This is a genomic window from Nocardia glycosmidis, assembly GCF_052545115.1.
On the sequence record NZ_JBQWRH010000018.1, the window covers coordinates 82,119 to 99,495 of the forward strand.

17 protein-coding genes are annotated in these 17,377 nt (G+C 63.0%); 9 read left to right on the top strand and 8 right to left on the bottom strand.

Features of this window, described 5'->3' with window-relative positions:
- The first annotated feature begins 12 nt into the window (after positions 1-12).
- From ACT86A_RS21760 to ACT86A_RS21770, 3 genes are read left to right on the top strand one after another with little or no spacing between them, the layout of a single operon-like run.
- Positions 13-267 (top strand): hypothetical protein, encoded by a 255-nt coding sequence (locus ACT86A_RS21760; RefSeq protein WP_445094022.1) that lies wholly within the window; start codon positions 13-15, stop codon positions 265-267.
- Positions 267-2,777 carry a TPR repeat domain-containing protein gene (locus ACT86A_RS21765; RefSeq protein WP_445094023.1) on the top strand — a complete coding sequence of 837 codons (2,511 nt, stop codon included), beginning with the start codon at positions 267-269 and terminating at the stop codon, positions 2,775-2,777. The genes ACT86A_RS21760 and ACT86A_RS21765 overlap by 1 nt, the downstream gene beginning before the upstream one ends.
- Positions 2,778-2,802: 25 nt before the next feature.
- Positions 2,803-3,456, top strand: a complete 654-nt coding sequence (locus ACT86A_RS21770) for a hypothetical protein (protein WP_445094024.1) — start codon at positions 2,803-2,805, stop codon at positions 3,454-3,456.
- Positions 3,457-3,548: 92 nt separating this feature from the next.
- Here ACT86A_RS21770 and ACT86A_RS21775 read toward each other — a convergent pair whose 3' ends face one another.
- The 4 genes from ACT86A_RS21775 to ACT86A_RS21790 all read right to left on the bottom strand — a co-directional run bounded on the left by ACT86A_RS21775 (position 3,549) and on the right by ACT86A_RS21790 (position 5,962).
- Positions 3,549-4,148, bottom strand: coding sequence for a DUF3558 domain-containing protein (locus ACT86A_RS21775; protein WP_445094025.1), 600 nt, complete (start codon positions 4,146-4,148; stop codon positions 3,549-3,551).
- The gene (locus ACT86A_RS21780; RefSeq protein WP_445094026.1) at positions 4,145-4,657 is read right to left on the bottom strand and encodes a hypothetical protein; all 513 of its coding nucleotides are present in this window, start codon (positions 4,655-4,657) and stop codon (positions 4,145-4,147) included. The genes ACT86A_RS21775 and ACT86A_RS21780 overlap by 4 nt, the downstream gene beginning before the upstream one ends.
- A gap of 188 nt (positions 4,658-4,845) precedes the next feature.
- Positions 4,846-5,058: a DUF397 domain-containing protein gene (locus ACT86A_RS21785; protein WP_445094027.1), complete on the bottom strand. Its 213-nt coding sequence runs from the start codon at positions 5,056-5,058 to the stop codon at positions 4,846-4,848.
- Positions 5,045-5,962 carry a helix-turn-helix domain-containing protein gene (locus tag ACT86A_RS21790; protein WP_445094028.1) on the bottom strand — a complete coding sequence of 306 codons (918 nt, stop codon included), beginning with the start codon at positions 5,960-5,962 and terminating at the stop codon, positions 5,045-5,047. Before ACT86A_RS21790 ends, ACT86A_RS21785 begins: the two co-directional genes overlap by 14 nt.
- Before the next feature lie 308 nt (positions 5,963-6,270).
- Here ACT86A_RS21790 and ACT86A_RS21795 point away from each other — a divergent pair, with 308 nt between their 5' ends.
- From ACT86A_RS21795 to ACT86A_RS21805, 3 genes are read left to right on the top strand one after another with little or no spacing between them, the layout of a single operon-like run.
- Entirely contained in the window at positions 6,271-6,651 is a 381-nt protein-coding gene (locus ACT86A_RS21795) for a hypothetical protein (RefSeq protein ID WP_445094029.1), read from the top strand.
- Entirely contained in the window at positions 6,651-6,995 is a 345-nt protein-coding gene (locus ACT86A_RS21800) for a hypothetical protein (RefSeq protein ID WP_445094030.1), read from the top strand. The genes ACT86A_RS21795 and ACT86A_RS21800 overlap by 1 nt, the downstream gene beginning before the upstream one ends.
- Positions 6,992-7,438 carry a DUF4254 domain-containing protein gene (locus tag ACT86A_RS21805; RefSeq protein WP_445094031.1) on the top strand — a complete coding sequence of 149 codons (447 nt, stop codon included), beginning with the start codon at positions 6,992-6,994 and terminating at the stop codon, positions 7,436-7,438. Before ACT86A_RS21800 ends, ACT86A_RS21805 begins: the two co-directional genes overlap by 4 nt.
- 128 nt (positions 7,439-7,566) lie before the next feature.
- Here the strand turns inward: ACT86A_RS21805 and ACT86A_RS21810 are convergent, their stop codons facing one another.
- From ACT86A_RS21810 to ctaC, 3 genes are all read right to left on the bottom strand, one after another.
- Positions 7,567-9,144 carry an AAA family ATPase gene (locus tag ACT86A_RS21810; RefSeq protein WP_445094032.1) on the bottom strand — a complete coding sequence of 526 codons (1,578 nt, stop codon included), beginning with the start codon at positions 9,142-9,144 and terminating at the stop codon, positions 7,567-7,569.
- A 126-nt stretch (positions 9,145-9,270) separates the two neighbouring features.
- Entirely contained in the window at positions 9,271-9,687 is a 417-nt protein-coding gene (locus ACT86A_RS21815; protein ID WP_445094033.1) for a cytochrome c oxidase subunit 4, read from the bottom strand.
- Positions 9,688-9,701: 14 nt separating this feature from the next.
- Positions 9,702-10,793 carry an aa3-type cytochrome oxidase subunit II gene (ctaC, locus tag ACT86A_RS21820; protein ID WP_445094068.1) on the bottom strand — a complete coding sequence of 364 codons (1,092 nt, stop codon included), beginning with the start codon at positions 10,791-10,793 and terminating at the stop codon, positions 9,702-9,704.
- A gap of 366 nt (positions 10,794-11,159) precedes the next feature.
- On the opposite strand from ctaC, the gene asnB reads away from it, so the two are divergent.
- Entirely contained in the window at positions 11,160-13,103 is a 1,944-nt protein-coding gene (gene asnB, locus ACT86A_RS21825; protein ID WP_445094034.1) for an asparagine synthase (glutamine-hydrolyzing), read from the top strand.
- A gap of 26 nt (positions 13,104-13,129) precedes the next feature.
- On the opposite strand, the gene ACT86A_RS21830 is transcribed toward asnB, so the two are convergent.
- Positions 13,130-14,239, bottom strand: coding sequence for a cytochrome P450 (locus ACT86A_RS21830; RefSeq protein WP_445094035.1), 1,110 nt, complete (start codon positions 14,237-14,239; stop codon positions 13,130-13,132).
- Positions 14,240-14,662: 423 nt separating this feature from the next.
- Here ACT86A_RS21830 and ACT86A_RS21835 point away from each other — a divergent pair, with 423 nt between their 5' ends.
- Both ACT86A_RS21835 and ACT86A_RS21840 read left to right on the top strand, forming a co-directional pair.
- Positions 14,663-16,297, top strand: coding sequence for a GMC oxidoreductase (locus ACT86A_RS21835; RefSeq protein WP_445094036.1), 1,635 nt, complete (start codon positions 14,663-14,665; stop codon positions 16,295-16,297).
- 29 nt (positions 16,298-16,326) lie between these two features.
- Complete coding sequence (locus tag ACT86A_RS21840; RefSeq protein ID WP_445094037.1) at positions 16,327-17,196, top strand: SDR family NAD(P)-dependent oxidoreductase; 870 nt, start codon at positions 16,327-16,329, stop codon at positions 17,194-17,196.
- The last annotated feature ends 181 nt before the right edge of the window (positions 17,197-17,377 follow it).

Sequence of the window (17,377 nt, forward strand, 5' to 3'; positions counted from 1 at the left end):
ACATTGGACGGCGTGTCCACTGAGATCGACAAGATCGACGTTCGCACCAGCGGCGACAAGATCAGTGAGGTGCTGCCCGGCTGTTCGCTCGGCCAGGTGTGCTCGCAGGTGGGCGAGTTCACCGAGGGAGCATGGCTGCGGGCCGCGCAACGGATTCAGCAGCTGTCCGGAATCGTGCGGCAGTCCGCGGACGCCTACCAAACCACCGACGAAGACTTCAAGAAGAAGCTGGATGCCATGGACTTCCACGTGCGAGGTGACCGCTGATGCCAACGCGTGCACAAGTCGAAGCGTGGAGGCTCGAGAAGCTGTCGGAATGGGCGGGTGAATTGGAGGCCGACACCCAAGAGTACGAGAACCAGCTCGGCAAGATTCTTACCCACTTCACCGATGCAACGTGGTCGGGCAAGGCGCACGACGCAGCGGCCGACCGCTTCACCGAGGAAACCGACCAGGGCCGCAGGCTGTCCCAAGAGATCCTGGCCACCACCGCCGCTCTACGAGTGGCTGATGGAAGACTGGCCGACGAGCGAAGAATCCTCCTCAATCGCGTGGCGGACGCCGTCGCCGACGGAGAATCCCCGATCCCCCTCACCGTCGATGACAAGTGGACGGTGTCGGTGACCTACCTTGGCGCCGAGCTCTCTGCCCAAGACCGGCAAAAGGTCAAGGAAAAGGTCGAGCATCATCAGGGCATGATCAACGGTGCGTACTACAGCCTGATGAACGCGGTCAGTGAAGTCGGTGCCGCGATCACCGCGAATGCGCAGGCGATTCGTGCACGCGGCGACCTGCTCGGTGACGGTGTCGATGCTCCCACCTCGACAGCTTCAGATTCGGCCGCCCTGGGCCGCGACGACGGTGAAGCGATCCGAGCAGCGCTGCGCCCGGACGGCACGATCGACCCTGCAGTCCTTGACCAGATTGCGAGTCGATTGCCGCAGGGCATACTCAGCGAACACGACGTGCAGGCGCTAGCGGACGGCAAGGAAATATCAACGCTGCCCGCATCGACCCAGCAGTACTACCGGGAGTTCTTCCAGAGTGCCGGCAAAGACGGCATTCTCGCGCTGAATGATCAGCTCAAAGCACAGGAAGACGCAGGAAATCCAACGGCAGCAGCACGTCGCGACGCCTTGGCCAACGGCCTACTGGCCGTATCGAACGAAAAGATCGGGACCGGCCGAGACGCGAATGGCAAACTGCAGTCGCCCGGTGGCTACCAAGAGCTGCCACAGGATCTCCGTGATCTGGTATCCAGCCGCTGGGAAGGCAGCGCGGACCTGTCCACCACCGGCGACCAGCCCAAGAAATTCCAGGATCTCTCACGACTCGGAGATCTGCTCTCCCAATCCGACGAGAAAATCCCGCCGGGCAAGACCCTTGCGGTAGAGCTCTCGCGTCAGGCCGCAAGTACGGCTGATTATTTCGACAAATTCGAAGGTAACGGCCACCCCATCGGTTACACCACCGAAGATCAGGAAGCGATCAATGACGGTGCGGGCAAACTCCTCTCGGTCGGTGGCCGGAACAACGAGGCCAACTACGCACTCCTCACCGGCGAAGGGATTCCTGAAGTCCCGGCACCTTCTCCTGATACCGGCGAATACCACGTCCAGCCGTTCGACCGTGACAAGTTCACCGCAACGGTGTTCGGACACGACTGGGGCGACGACGGCAAAGCGCCTTCGCAACTGATCGACTGGATCGGCACCGAAAGCCACGACACCGGACCCGATGGGAAACCGACCGAGCAGGCCATCCTGGCACGTAGGGCTCTTGCCGAACTGCCCGAAGTTTTCGCACCCTCGCAGGACACAGACAATAGCGGTGATAAACCGAATGTGCACCGCCCCGGAGGACTGGACGCAGAGGCCTTCGGGAACAACGCGACAAAGTTCGCTGAAAACCCAGAGCTGTCCAGCGCACTGGCGCGAGTCATGGGATCCAACATCGATTCCTATATCGAGCCGTTCCGCGAATCTGTCTATCTCCCTGAAGGCAATGAGACACAACTGAATCAAACGGATGCGAACCGGCTTCTTTTTCTTGCGAGCCAATCCGACCAAGGTCGGTTGACACTTGAAGTATCGAGACAAGCATTCGAATCGAATGTCCTCACGCAGGCGTTCACAGAGTCTGGCCCTGGGGAATTCGCTCGCCCCCACCTCGGCGAACTCGCAATGCTCGATGGCCGCATTACGAATGCCGCCCAGAATGCTCTGACCTTCCAGGATCAGAACAAAATCAATGACTACAACAACACCCAGCAAGAGATTTTTGAGAAAAAGCAGGCAGCAGCGCAAATTGTAGCCGACATGACTCTCGGACAACTCGAGATTCCCAACCAGGTTCCCGGCAGCCAGATCGCCAATCAAGTAGCCGAGGTCTTGAAAGAAAAAGCTACAGAATCGGCCATCAATAACTTCATCTCCGAGCCGGAAGCCGTGCTAGCACGGTATCCAGACACGGGAGAAATAAACGCGCAAGCCGAGAGGAATTTTCAACAGACCCTACTCAACGCCGCAAACACGGCTGGATATAAGGTTCCCGATATACTTATGAACGAAACTACTGGGCAACCGATAGACGTAACAGGGACGGTCAGCGAGAAGCATCGGACGGCTCTTCAAGATTTCATGAATAATGCGGGATTCTCGGATGAAAAGTTTATGGATGCCTACAAGGCCGCTCACGGTATTCAGACACTTCAGGGGTTGGGCACCAACGGAACAAGCCTTCAGGTTATATTGACTGGCAGCGAGGCCGGAAAATAATACATTTCCAGAGCAGAAGGGTTCGATGAATACATCCCTTTCCACACTGATCGCCACCGTTAAATCTAATCGACGTCTCGCGATTCTGGGTGCAGCGACTATTCTGGCATTAGCGTTGGCGGCGGTACTCAAGAGTACGAATTCTGAGGATGCTACTTCACGGCTTTCATATCCACCGCCGAGCGACCGCTGGGATATCGGCACGCCTCTTGAAGGCCAAGACCTCGAGATTGCCCAGTTCGTCGTCGATACACTGAATCTCGAGACGCAGGCCGTTGTCGACCCGAATGCCCGAGCCGAGTGGAATAAGCGTGTTGCACCCGACTATTCGTCAGATTTGTTGTCGGGGCGCTACACTGGCGGCATGATTGGGCGCATGGTCCGGGTTCAAGACGGTCCACAGCATTCCTCTTTCACGGTCGAAGCATGCGAATACAACACGCCAGGAAAGTACTTCATTGAAGAAAACGGAAGCCTGAATGCACTGGATTTCGACCGAACTCCATTCAATTACCTAGTAGCGTGGACCACAGCTGAGTCAGCCAGCGGCGAACACCCAGACAATCCGCGGTGGCTCCTGTGGGCGACAGCACTCAGTGGTGGCGATCTCAAACTGTGTAACTCAGTTCGGCCCACCCCGTACCTGCGTATCGTTCCGACGACAAGTGCCGGGAAATAATTGCCGAGGCTCACTATCAGCCATCAAGCGAAGCTTCGATCACACTGGAATACCAGGAGGCGACGGACCGAACGCCCCGTTCATCGCAACAATTATTTGCCAAGTGCCGATTCAACTATCTCGGCTATTTCGGTAATTCGCTCACATGGTCGTTCAGCGGTCGAAGCTCCATTGACGCTCTTGGCTACGTCGATCGTGCCGCCACTGACGCCTATTGTGACGTAGCATGCTTCAGCACTTGCGTCACGATAGGTTATCGCATCTCGACCATTTACCTTTGCTTCGGTTACATTACTCCCTTCACGATTTCTGAACTCGTCCAGTGTGATATTCGTCGCGGATACAGTCAGAAATCTCATCACCACGGACACTCCGCGAACCTGCTCTTTATGTGCAAATTTGCATCCAATAAAAGAATATGTGTCATAAATTTGGTCGGCTCGGGCGCGAGTACTGGGATCAAATCCGGCGCGAAAAACCGTGGTGTCATCCAATTTCAGGCAGGGATCGTATTCGACGGCGCCCCTCCCCTTGTTGACCTGGCTGGGTGCCGGTGATACCGGGACAGCCAGGCTAGGTTGGCTTGTTGAAGTTTCACTACCAGCAGATCCGGTGTCAGGCACACTGTTTCCGCACCCAGCCACAAGTAGCGCGATCATGCACAAAGACGGCGTCGCCCTGTAGATTTTCATGCGTTGGTTTCGTCCAATCCCGCGTTCTGAGCGGCGAAGCGCAGTGCGTCGGCGTTTCTCTGATCGGCATCAGCGATCAACCCGCCAGCCCGAAGATACGCCTCCTGCAGCCGCATAGCGCCCTCGATCAGTTGATTGACCGCGTCAATACCACTAACAGCCTTATTGGAGAAGCCATTTCGGAGTTGCTGAGCCGAATCGAACCCTCCGAAACTAGTGCCCTGGGCCGCTTCTCGCAGTCTGTCCCGTACAACGATCAACTCGTTGATCATCCGCTCGTACAGAGCCACAGCTTCCTGAACCGCACCTTCCTCGTAGCGGATCGCGCCCGCGCTCGCAGCTTGATTGAACGCGGCAATCTCAGCTTGGCCGTAATCAATTCTTGCCTCGGTCATGGCTAAACCCCCCGAATCGAGTCTTCTCCGGCGGACGGTACCACGCTTCGCCTCACGAAGGCTCGTGACCGGCCACTCGACCAGCGCTTCGGCCGGGAGCACATACAACTCCACACCTTACCGCTCGGGTCCGGCCGCTTTGTCCGACACGGCCGGGTGTGGTGCTCGCTGCTGGCCGCCACGAACGCCGACCGCAGCCGCATGGTGGCACGCAGCATCTACGCACTGCCCGGTTTCTCGCCGTGGCTGCTCTTGAACCATCGAGCTCCGGCAACGTCGACGCTCATCCACGTACTCCCTTGTCAGGCTGGGCGATGGAACTCGCCGTCGGTGACGCCCGCCGTGAAGGTAGCCCACTCACCGGACGTGAACACCAGAGCCGGACCAGTCGGGTTCTTCGAGTCGCGAACGCCGACGCCGCCCGCGTCAACCCACGCCACCTCGACACAATCGCCCTGGCTGCCGCTGTAGCTGCTCTTGAACCACTCGGCTCCAGATAGGTCAATGCTGGTCACGCTCGTACTCCTTCGTCACCCGGCGAATCAGTTCCCGGGTCTGCCTATCGTCTAGCGATGCACTCTGGATGTCGGAAGCAAGATCACTATAGAGCCGTACCTCATCTGGCTTCTCCAGGTATACCGACTGGCTCGGCCCACCCTCCATGTAGACAATCGGCGGCTCGACAGGCTCGCCCTTTGCGGTCGTGTCGAACCCGAGAACGGTGAACGACCCGTGTGGCATACCCCAGATCAGCCCCGCACCATACGGGACTATCCGCAGCACGACGTTCGGCAGCTTGGAGATCTCCGCCAGATGCCGAAGCTGGGTCACCATGACCTTTCGACCACCGACGACCCGGCGCAGCGCGGACTCGTGCAGCAGCACTTCCAGCATGACCGGGTTGACCCTACGGGTAACGATGGCCTGTCGCTTGAGTCGGAGTTCCACGCGCCGGTCGACGTTGTCACGGTCTTTGAATCCGGGATATGCACCGATCACCGCGCGTGCGTAGTCGGCGGTCTGCAATAGTCCTGGGACGTGCTCGTGGTACGTGATCAGATGCCGCGCAGCCGCTTCGAGCCCGACGTACATGTTGAACGCGGTCGAGTACAGGCCCCCGTAGGCGTGGTACCAGCTCTGCGTCTTGGCGAGGGCCGCAAGGTCGATCGCGCTTCGGGTATCTTCCGCGTTGACGCCGAACAGCTCGCACAGAGCTCGGACGTCTTGACTGCGAACCTTCTGGGTTTGGCCGGTCTCGATGCGCTGGAGGGCGGGCGGGGACAGCTCGACCAGCTTCGCCGCATTGGCGAGGGTGAAGCCGTTCGCTTCTCGGGACTCGCGTAGAAAGCGGCCGAGTTGGCGTCTCGGTAGGGTCGAGTTCGGTCCGGTGTCGGTGATGTCATCAATGCCGCTGGTCATGGCCTCCCCTTCAGCGCGGAATCGGATCGAGTGACACACGAAATCGGTTCAGTTCTATCGCACTGCCGGATGTCCACGTGCAGCTTCGGGAGAATTGCCACTGGACATCCGATTTGCATTGAACCGATCGGTCGTCGGTGATGTTCTTGGTCATGGCATTCGGGTGATACCGCCGTTCGACATCTCCCAATTTGCCGGAGCGACAACAACTTCAGCTAAGGATCGGGCCGGCAACCGAGGCGATCGGTCCCGCTTGCCCGGACGCCACGCCGACCAGCCTATCGACTTCGAACAGGGGGAACGAACCCATGACCTGCACCCGCATCATCAAACCACCACCCACTGACATCATCGCGCCACCGATAGCGCCCAGGCCGAAGGCCATCGGGCTCGTACGCAATGATGTGTCCGGACTGAACGCGCCACGTCATGCCGATGAGGTGCGGCGCCACGCTCGCACGCTGGGCTATCAGTACGTTTACGCCATCCGCCCGCCGGCCGATGAGCCCGATCCGATCCGGTACGCGCTCGGCATCGCTGCTGGGCTCGGCGTGGAAATCATTGTCGTGTTCGATCTGGAGCAGGTGAACAACCAGCCCGCGCTGATCTGTGACGAAGGCTGTGACTTGGAAACCGTTTCCCCGCAAAGCACTTGGGTGCGTTCGGCAGTCGAGAGCGGAACGGCGTGATGAGCGAAGCCACCCTCGTCAGCCCGCCGCGTATCTGCGCCGTCGCCGAGATCGAGTTGGCGCATCGGCAGATGCAGCGGCATTGCGCATGCCAGGTCGATCGTTGCGCGTGGAAGTGGGTCGCGTACTACACCCTCGTCCGCCACGGCCGCATGACGCCGCCGGAACTGAGCCCACGCGAGCGGGCATATCTGCGGGGCGTCTCATTCCCCGCCGACGACACCGAGTGGTCGCCGACACACGACAATCTGCCGAAAGTCCAGACATTCCAACAGGTTCTCGACCGACTCAGCGCCCTCGCACAGGACATACGCCGTCCATCGGTCACGGGGAGCAAGCGGTGAACCCAGTTCTGCCTTCGAAAGACCTTCTGCTCGAAGCCTGCACCGGCAGCATCCGCCAGCCGCACCCGGTTCTCGAGGCAGCGTATGAACTCGCCAGCCTCCACGAAGCACTCCAGGACACCCCGCACGCGCAACGGCAGGAAATCGACCGTCATCGCACCAGGCTGACCCGGGACATCGACCACTGGGTCGCGTCCGCGTTGCCGCAGGCATTGGGCGCGGCGTACATGCATACCGAAACGATCGGCGCGGTGGTCGACCGGCTCGCCGAGTACTCCGTGCTCGCCCACACCGCACTGAGCCGCGACACGCAGCAGCCGCACATCCACTACATATGGCGGCAACTGGCCGAACTCGCACTCGGCTACGGCGATCTGTCCTTCGAACTGACCACAGGCGCCCGCCGTCTACCGAATCTCGTTGTGCTGCAACCAGATATATAAGACCGACGACGATCAAGCCCACACCGTACATGCGAAACGGCCCCACCGGCTCGGGGCCGTTTCGGCAGTCTTCGTGCCCCGCCGCGCGAGCCGCGAGCCGCGAGCCGCGAGCCGCGAGCCGATCGAAGTCATGCGCGCAGAAGGGTAACCCTCCGCCCCGCAGGTGTTGTCGCCTCGGAGAACGCTGTGCGCCGGTCGATCGGCTCGGCCTGAGAGCGTCGGTCGAAGATCACCAGCACCCCGGTGCGCAATCCGAACCGATCGAGATAGCCATCGAGCTGACCGAGCCCGTCGGTGAGCGGATCGGATTCCCTGTCCCGCCACACCTTCAGCTCCAGCGCTTCGCGCTGCCACGCTCGGTGGCCGTTCGCGTCGGTGTAGGGCTGACGGATGAGCAGATCGATTCGGCCTCGGCCGACGCCGTACTCGCGATCGATATAGCCGCCGCCGTTGACGATCCGATGGAGGAACGCCATCATCACCAGTTGTGCAGCAGCCTCGTGGTAGCCCTGCTGCGCGGCGAGGATCTCCCCGTTCAGCATCCAGAACCCGGTGAACTCGGTGAGCAGACGCGGGAAATCGAGCCGTCCATCAGGCAACCGGAAGCTGCTCGGCTCGGCGAGGATGACACTTTCGACTCCGTTACCGAGAACCCGAACGATGACCTCGTTATAGATCGGGTTGGCGACACGGACCATCCTGCCAGTCGCGACCAGGCCGAGATCGCGAACGTAGCTGACGGCATCATTGAAGGTCAGGTCGACATTCGGGAGGGTACCTGCGATCAGCGGTTCGATAACGCGTCGCACCCGAGGTTCCTCGAGTTTGGCAACCAGGGAGTCCAGGTGGGTAGCCCGAGCGATGATCAAACGCTCTTTCGCCTCGTCGATGTGGTCGTCGGTAATCGTGGAGTCGACCCGCATCCGATCGATCATTTCCGCGGCGAGGGCATTGACCAGCCAGGGTTGACCTTGCGAATAGAAGTACGCGAGATCCACTGCGCGAGCAGTGAACTCCTGCCCAGTCGCCATGGTGTGCTGCTCATAGAGCTCGCCCACCTCGGTACGGCTGAAGTCACCGATGCGCACCGATTCGACTTTGATGTTGAATGGGCTCGCCGACCCGAGCCGGGCCGGATCACCGCCGGAAGCCGCCTTGTAGTCACGGACGTCACGCAGCCCGCACAGCACGATCGCGTGCACGAACCCGTCCCGGTTGATGGTGTACCCGTCGCGCAGCTGACGCAGCACGCTCCGCAAACTCTCGCCCCGGATCGCATCTATCTCGTCGAAGAACAACACCAGCGGCCGTGGGCACCGAGCGACCCACGCGGTCAGCCCGGCATTGATCCGGTTGCCCGGCGCCGCCTCCGGCCACGGATCTGGTGGCGACAGCTCGGGCGCGAACCCGCGCGCCGCGGCCACCTTGCTGATCACGTCGAGCAGCACCCGCTCGGCACGATCGAGATCGTCGCCGAAGGGCTCGGCAGCCTCGCAGGAGAAATGCAATGCCGCGTACTCTCCCTCAGCGGTCAGCTGCCGGGCCAGCTGCGCCAGGCTCGTCGTCTTGCCGGATTGCCGGGGCGCGTGCACGACAAAGTACTGGCCCCGGCCGATGTAACGCCGCGCGTCGATCAGGCGCTCGGCGGCGGGCAGCATGTAGTGGCGTCTCGGGTCGCACGGCCCGGTGGTGTTGAAGTACCGCACTGCCGATCCTTCCTCCCCTCTCCCCGCGCGGGATACCCCTGGCGCCGACTCGACTGGCGAGCATACCCGGACACACAGAACGGCCCCACCGGATTCCGGTGGGGCCGTTTCAGCAGGTCTTTCGGCTCAGTGCCGTTCCGGCCCGAGGTAGTACTCGAACACCAGCCCCGCGGCGGCGGCCAGGACGCAGATCACTCCGATGCCGATCAGCCAGAACTGGAAGAACGCCAGGCCAAGGGCGGTCACCGCGCCGGCGGCGGCGAGGGTGATGGGCCAGAAGCTGCCGGGCGAGAAGAAGCCCAGATCGCCCGCGCCGTCCACGATCTCCGCGTCCTCGTAGTCCTCCGGGCGCAGATCGAGACGACGTGCGACAAAACGGAAGTAGGTACCGATGATCAGCGACAGGCCCGCGGTCAACACCGTGGCCGTGGTGCCGGCCCACTCCACGCCGGTGCGCGACTGGCCGGTGAAGAAACCGTAGACCACCGCCACGATGACGAAGAACACCGTGAGCAGTTCGAAAATCCGAGCTTCGATCTTCATGTCAGATCAATTCCTCACTTGCTCTCAGCCGCGGCCGCGCTCTTGAGGTCGCGCTTGGTGTTGAACGGCGTCGTCGAGGTGGCGACCGGGGACTCACCGATGGACTGCAGCGCCTCGGCGTTCGTCTTGCCCGCTTGGCGCGCATCCAGATACTTGGTGAACTTGTCCGGCGAGACCGCGCGGACCTCGAAGTTCATCATCGAGTGGAAGGTGCCACACATCTCCGCGCAGCGGCCGACGAACGCGCCTTCCTTCTCGATCTTGGTGATCTGGAAGACGTTGTCGGAGTGATTCTCCTTCGGATTCGGCATCACGTCGCGCTTGAACAGGAACTCCGGCACCCAGAAGGCGTGGATGACGTCCGCGGCGGCGAGCTGGAATTCGATCACCTTGCCGGTCGGCAGCACCAGAACCGGAATCTCGCTGCTGGAGCCGATCGTCTCGACCTTGTCATAGTGCAGGTAGGACAGAATGTCGTTCTCCGGTTTGCCGTGCACCGGGCCCGGCTGCGGGTGACCGTCCTTGGTCCGCTCCTTGTACCCCTCGAGCTGTTCCTGGCTCAGCGCCTCACGCGCGGTGTCGATGCCGTTGAACTTGTAACCGTCCTTGAAGTCGACGTTGCGATAGCCGAACTTCCAGTTCCACTGGAAGGCGGTCACGTCGACCGTGACGTCGGGGTCGCTCACCTTTTCGTGCACGAAGTTCTGCACGACCACGGTGAAGTAGAAGAGTACGGCGATGATGACGAACGGGATCGCGGTGTAGGTCAGCTCGAGCGGCACGTTGTAGCCGGTCTGCCGGGGAAACTCCGGCGAGTCCGCCTTCTTCCGGTGGAAGGCGACGGTCCAGAAGGTCAGGCCCCAGACCAGCACGCCCATCGCCAGCGCGGCGATGACCGACCAGGTCCACAGTTCCCGCATCCGGGTCGCCTGCGGCGTGATACCCGACGGCCAACCGAACCGCAGCCAAACATTGTCGATCGAGCAGCCCGAGACGAGCAGCACGGTGATCCCCAAGGACACCGCCAGCCCGGCCCGCCGAAGGATACGGCCCTGCGGGCCCGGGGCTGGTCGTGCCCCGATCTCTTCGCTCGCCTTGTGCGCCACGCTCACGCCTTCCTGGTCGCCACACATTCCGACAGTGCATCGTCAGGGCTGCGATGGGCCCTGACGATACGTCCTAAGCTCGTTCTCCGGCACCCTCCGGGCCTGCGCATTCACGCGCGGGTCGCCTGAGAGAGACCTGAGTACTACGCAGCGTAGACCAAACGGACGCCCCTGTTGTCGCCGGGTCGGCTTCAGCTCCTGGCCGGGCGCGGCCGGATCATCGCCACCAGCGCTTCCGGCCAGGACCCGGTGCGTGCGAGGCGCGGACGCGATGTGTGCGGCATACTCGGACACTAGCTTTCACCCTGTGCGCCCCGTTCGGTGCGCGCGCGTATCCCGACTGCGAGAAACGAGGTTGCCGACGCCGTGTGTGGACTGCTCGGATTCCTGGCATCTGACGAGGCGGCACCTGGCACAGTGGAGCAGGTCTACGAAGCCTTGCACTGCGTGCGCCACCGCGGCCCGGACGAGCGCGGTACCTGGCACGACGAGCGCCTGATCGTCGGCTTCAACCGCCTGTCGATCATCGACATCGAACACTCCCACCAGCCGCTGCGCTGGGGCCCGCCCGAGCACCCCGAGCGCTACGCGCTGACCTTCAACGGCGAGATCTACAACTATCTGGAACTGCGCAGCGAGATCGCCGAGGCGCACGCGGCCGAGTTCCCGGACGGCAAGATCTTCCGGACCGAGGGCGACAGCGAGGCGATCGTCGCGGCCTTCCATTACTGGGGACCGGACGCGGTGCGGCGTCTGCGGGGCATGTTCGCCTTCGCGATCTGGGACACCGAGACCCAGGAGTTGTTCCTCGCCCGCGACCCGTTCGGCATCAAACCGCTGTTCCTGGCCACCGGACCGGGCGGCACCGCGTTCGGCAGCGAGAAGAAGAGCCTGCTGGAACTGCTGCCTGCGCTGCAGCTCGCCGAGGCGCTCGATCCGCGGGCGCTGGAACATTACACGGTGCTGCAGTATGTGCCGGAACCGGAAACGCTGCACAAGGACGTGCGCAGGCTGGAATCGGGCAGCTATGCCACTGTGCGCCCGGGTGCGGCACCGACGATCACTCGATACTTCACCCCGAAGTTCGGGGTCCGTCCGTTCGCCCCCGGCTCGGCGCAAGCCCGCTACCGGGAGATCGCCGAGGCACTCGAGGACTCGGTCGCCAAGCACATGCGGGCCGATGTGACCGTCGGCTCGTTCCTGTCCGGCGGCATCGACTCCACCGCGGTCGCCGCGCTGGCCATGCGGCACAACCCCAAGCTGATCACCTTCACCACCGGGTTCGAGCGCGCGGGCTACTCGGAGATCGACGTGGCCGCCGAGAGCGCCGCGGCGATCGGCGCGCGACACGTCGTCAAAGTAGTCTCCCCCGCCGAGTTCGCCCAGGCGATACCCGAGATCGTCTGGTACCTGGATGACCCGGTCGCCGACCCGGCGCTGGTCCCGCTGTACTTCGTGGCCAAAGAGGCACGCAAGCACGTCAAGGTGGTGCTCTCCGGCGAAGGGGCCGACGAGCTGTTCGGCGGATACACCATCTACCGGGAACCGTTGTCGCTGAAGCCGTTCGAGAAACTGCCTCGCGGGCTGCGCAGGTTGGCGGGCAAGCTGTCGGACCGGATCCCGGAAGGCACCAGAGGCAAGAGCCTGCTGCACCGCGGCTCGCTCACCCTGGAAGAGCGCTACTACGGCAATGCGCGCAGTTTCAATGACGCCCAGCTGCGGACCGTGCTGCGCGAATTCCGGCCCGAATGGACGCACCAGGACGTCACCGCGCCGCTGTATGCCCAGTCGCGCGGCTGGGACCCGGTCGCACGCATGCAGCACCTGGACCTGTTCACCTGGCTGCGCGGCGACATCCTGGTCAAAGCCGACAAGATGACCATGGCCAACTCGCTGGAGCTGCGGGTGCCGTTCCTGGATGCCGAGGTGCTGAAGGTAGCGGAGGGGCTGCCGTTCGACCAGAAGATCACCCGGGAGACCACCAAGTACGCGCTCCGGCAGGCGCTGGAGGGCATCGTCCCCGCGCATGTGCTGCACCGCGCCAAACTGGGCTTCCCGGTCCCGCTTCGGCACTGGCTACGCGGTTCGGAACTCTACGACTGGGCCCAGCAGCAGATCACCGAGTCGCAGACCGGCCACCTGCTGAACAAGCCCGCGATCAGCGAGATGCTGGTCGCACACCGCGCCGGGAGCGCCGATCACAGCCGGCGGCTGTGGACGCTGCTGGTGTTCATGGTGTGGCACGGCATCTTCGTCGAGGAACGGATCAAACCGGAGATCCAGGAGCCGGTGTACCCGGTCTCGCTGTAGCGGCGCCGTCGCGCCCGGTAGCTGGGCTAGTCGACCGACAGTTCGACGGGCATGCAGCGGTAGGCATGGAGGTTTCGCAGCGGATGCGGGACCGGTGGGCCGTCCAGGCTGAGATTCGGGTACCGATCGAACAGTGCCCGCAGCGCGATGGTGCCTTCCAATCGGGCCAACCTGGCTCCCAGGCAGCCGTGTATCCCGCTGCTGAACGCCAGATGTTCCGCCGCGTTTTCCCTGGTCACATCGAATTTCCGGGGATCGGGGAAGACCGCAGGGTCGCTGTTGGCACCCGCCAGCGACAGCAGGACCAGGTTGCCCGACTCGATGCGCTGATCGGCGATGTCGACGTCGCAGTTCGCGACCCGGCCGGTCATCCGCACCGGGCCGTCGTAGCGCAGGATCTCCTCGACCGCGTTGGGCCACAGCCCGGGCTGCGCGGCCAGCAGTTCCAGCTGGTCCGGATGGTTTGTCAGCAGGACGATGCCATTGCCGAGCATGTTCACTGTCGTCAAGAATCCGGCGTCCAGTAACAGGGCCGCGTTGGCCACTTGTTCGCGGCGGGTGAGCTCGTCGTTTCGCACCAGCATGCTGAGCACGTCATCGCGCGGCTCGGCGGTGAGTCCGTCGAGGTGCTGGTCGAAGTACTGTTTTACTTCGGCCAGATCTTCGATCGCGTGACGGTAGGTGGTCCAGCTCAGGCCACGTTCGAGCAGCGGCGCACCGGAGTCTCCCCATTTCAGCAGGGTCGAATGCATGTCGGCCGGCAGCCCGAGGATCTCGGCGATGATCGTGACGGGCAACTGTGCGGAGAAGTCGCCGATCAGATCGGGGCGAGGATTCGATTCCAGGCGTTCGACAAGGTCGTCGGCCACTTCGGCGATTCGTTTCTCCAGCGTGGCGATCGCCTTCGGGCTGAATGCCTGCCCGACCAGCCGTCGGTACCGGGTGTGATCCGGCGGATCGGTCACCAGCATCGAAGGAGGTTCCCCGAGATTGGGAAGTCCCAGGTCCGTCTTGGTTACCAGCCAGCGGACCGGCTTCGGCAGGGCTGGATGGAAGGGCGGGACCACGCTGAAGCGTCGGTCGCGCAGGACGAGTCGGCACAGTTCGTAGTCTGCCGTGACGTACACCCCCGACATCCTGGTAATTCGGCCCCGCCGCCGGATCTGCTCGATGTACGGTGATGAGCCGAGCAAGCGATCTTGACCGAAGGCGATTTGCCCGAGCGGATCACCTCGATGCGCCGACCACTGGAGATAGGTCCGCAGGAGGCCATGCGTGAGCAGCCAGCGAGTCCATGTTCGAGTCGACCATCTTCGAGTCGATGATGTCCGAGTCGACCATGCACGAGTCGACCATGTTCGAGTTGACCATGTTCGAGTTGACATTGTCACCTCCTACCCGACCTGCTCTATATGATAGATAGCCACTATGACGGCTTCTAACGCAGCTGATCCGGCCGAAATCGTTCGCAGCCCGGGTCGGTAAGGGGTGCTACGCATCGTCGTCGTGCTCGGGCGCTCGGGTGACGGAGTGACATTCGGATCGGGCGAGGGACCATCATGGACAGGCGCGATTTCGTCAAGGGCGCCGGCTTGGCTGCCACGATGCTGGGTCTAGCCGGTGTGCACACCGCCGGTTCCGTCGCAGGGGCCGACAACTTCAGCCCGAGCCCGCGAACGCCGCTGTATCGCAGACTGGTGCCGGAGATCTTCGCACCCCTGCCGGATCCAGCCGATCATGTACCCGCGATCGTCATCGGATCGGGGTTCGGGGCGTCGGTCACCGCGCTGCGCCTGTCGCAGTCCGGGACCCAGGTCGCGGTGCTCGAGCGCGGGTCGCGCTGGCCGAGTGATCCGTGGCGCGACATCTTCGCCACCGACACGACTCCGGATGGCCGTGGCTTCTGGCATCGCACCACCTTTACCGGGGCGAACAGGATCCCCCAAACCATCGATCCGTTCGGTGGGGTGCTCGATGTTTGCAGCTACCCAGGTATCGACGTGTGGCGCGGGGCGTGTGTAGGCGGCGGCTCGGTGGTGTTCACCGGGGTGATGATCGAGCCGGAGCAGCGGTTCTTCGAGCATGTGTTCCGCGGCGTGGTCGACTATCGCGAGATGCACGACGTCTACTACCCCAGGGTCCGAAAGATGTTGCGGCCGAGCCTGATGCCGGACGACATCTACAACTCCTTCGCGTTCGCGCATTCCCGCGCTTGGGACGAACAGGTCCGCGCGGCCGGCTATACGCCGCAACCCATCGACGGCGCATGGAATTGGCACATCATCCGCGACGAGCTGGCCGGACGATCGAGGCCGTCGGCGACGGTCGGCTGTTCGAACCTCGGCAATTCCAACGGCGCGAAGTTCGATCTGAACCAGAACTACCTGCGCTATGCCGAGGGCACCGGCCGAGCCCGGATCTACCCGGGCCATCGCGTGGACGCCATCGCCGAGGAACCGGGAGCGTCGGGTCGCTATACCGTCGCGGTGACCAAACTCGCCCCGACCGGCGAGGTGCTCGGCTCGCGGACGCTGACCTGCGACATGCTGTTCCTCGCTGCGGGCTCGATCGGCACCTCCGAGCTGTTGGTGCGCGCGCGGGCCACCGGCGCGCTGCCGAACCTGAACGAGCACGTCGGCGAAGGCTGGGGCAGCAACGGCGACGTCGCTTTGGCGCGGCCGCTCAGCACGCTCGACGTGGGCACGCAGGGCGCGGCGTCCGCGAGCCGGATTCTGGACGAGGCGGGCGCACCCGTGTCGCTGGAGAGCTGGTTCATCCCCGGCACCACGCCCTTCGACATCACCCTGCTCGGATCGCTGGGCATCGTGCTCGACGACACCCGCGGCCGGTTCGTCTGCGATCCGACCGACCAGCGCGTCGACCTGCAGTGGCCAGACGACGGGGCTGCCGCCTATCTCGCGCGTGCGCGGGAAGTCAACAACAACGCCGCGTGTAACTGTCAACCTATTTCGCAACCAGCCCTGGATGCGGACGCGTCGTTCACCTCCCATCCGTTGGGCGGCGCAGTGCTCGGACGCGCGACGGACGGCTACGGCCGGGTGTGTGGTTATCAGAACCTCTATGTGATGGACGGGGCGGCTGTGCCCGGTAGTACCGGAACGGTGAACCCTTCGTTGACGATCAGCGCGCTGGCCGAGCGCAATATCGAGCAGATCATTCGTTCCGGGGGGTAGTGGACAGTCGAGCGATACAGTCGAGAGCTGTGAACGAGACTCCGGTCACAAACCGTCAACGGCCGCTCGCCGAGCGGGTGGCGATCCGGCTGCTGTACCCGACATTCCGGCCCACCGAGGAGTCATTGCGGGCGGCCGTCGCCGGCAAGGTGGTGTTGGTGACCGGCGCCTCGCACGGTATCGGCAAGGCCACGGCGCGGAAGCTGGCCGCGGCCGGAGCGGTGGTGCCGCTGGTGGCCCGTTCCCGGGCCGAACTGGAACGGCTGGCCGCCGACATCACGGCCGATGGCGGCTCGGCCCGGGCCTACCCGACCGACCTGACCGACATGGATGCCGTCGATCTGCTCGGCCGAAAGCTGCTGGCCGAGTACGGGCATATCGATATCGTGATCAGCAACGCGGGAAAGTCGATTCGGCGGCCCATCGCCGAGTCCTACGACCGCTTCCACGATTTCACCCGCACCATCGACATCAACTACCTCGGCCCGGTGCGGCTGCTGCTGACTCTGCTGCCGCATATGCGCGCACGCAAGCAGGGGCATATCGTGAATGTTTCGACCTGGGGTGTGCTCATGCCGCCGAGCCCACGCTGGTCGGCCTACAGTGCCTCGAAAGCGGCTTTCGACGTCTGGCTGCGCAGCGTCGCCGCCGAAATCGCCGGCGACGACGTCACCACCACCTCGGTGTACATGCCATTGGTCCACACCAGAATGAGCGCCCCCACCGACTTCCGCCGCATCCCCGGTCTGACCGTCGAGGAAGCCGCCGACCTCATCTCGCACGCTGTCACCGCCAAACCGCGCGCCGTCGCCCCATGGTGGGCAGTCCGGGTCCAAGCCTGGTCCGCCGTCCACCGCGACCACGTCCAGCGCCTCTTGGAACGTAGGTTCCACCGCTGAAGACCGGATCACCAAGTGCGGGCCGGGTTTCGGCGAATGCTCGGCCGATCCGGTGGCCGACAGCAGTGGATAACCGAGCAGCCAACCCGGACTATTTGTCCATAAATAGTCGGGCAGAATACACGCGCTCGGCGGATCGAGAAATGTTGAGAGTTGATCCGAAGGTCGACCGATACAAATG

Bases quoted from the DNA above. Each gene is read 5' to 3' on its own strand.
- ACT86A_RS21765 (WP_445094023.1), top strand. From the start codon at position 267: ATGCCAACGCGTGCACAAGTCGAAGCGTGGAGGCTCGAGAAGCTGTCG.
- ACT86A_RS21770 (WP_445094024.1), top strand. From the start codon at position 2,803: ATGAATACATCCCTTTCCACACTGATCGCCACCGTTAAATCTAATCGA.
- ACT86A_RS21775 (WP_445094025.1), bottom strand. From the start codon at position 4,148: ATGAAAATCTACAGGGCGACGCCGTCTTTGTGCATGATCGCGCTACTT.
- ACT86A_RS21790 (WP_445094028.1), bottom strand. From the start codon at position 5,962: ATGACCAGCGGCATTGATGACATCACCGACACCGGACCGAACTCGACC.
- ACT86A_RS21795 (WP_445094029.1), top strand. From the start codon at position 6,271: ATGACCTGCACCCGCATCATCAAACCACCACCCACTGACATCATCGCG.
- ACT86A_RS21800 (WP_445094030.1), top strand. From the start codon at position 6,651: ATGAGCGAAGCCACCCTCGTCAGCCCGCCGCGTATCTGCGCCGTCGCC.
- ACT86A_RS21815 (WP_445094033.1), bottom strand. From the start codon at position 9,687: ATGAAGATCGAAGCTCGGATTTTCGAACTGCTCACGGTGTTCTTCGTC.
- ACT86A_RS21830 (WP_445094035.1), bottom strand. From the start codon at position 14,239: ATGTCGGGGGTGTACGTCACGGCAGACTACGAACTGTGCCGACTCGTC.
- ACT86A_RS21835 (WP_445094036.1), top strand. From the start codon at position 14,663: ATGGACAGGCGCGATTTCGTCAAGGGCGCCGGCTTGGCTGCCACGATG.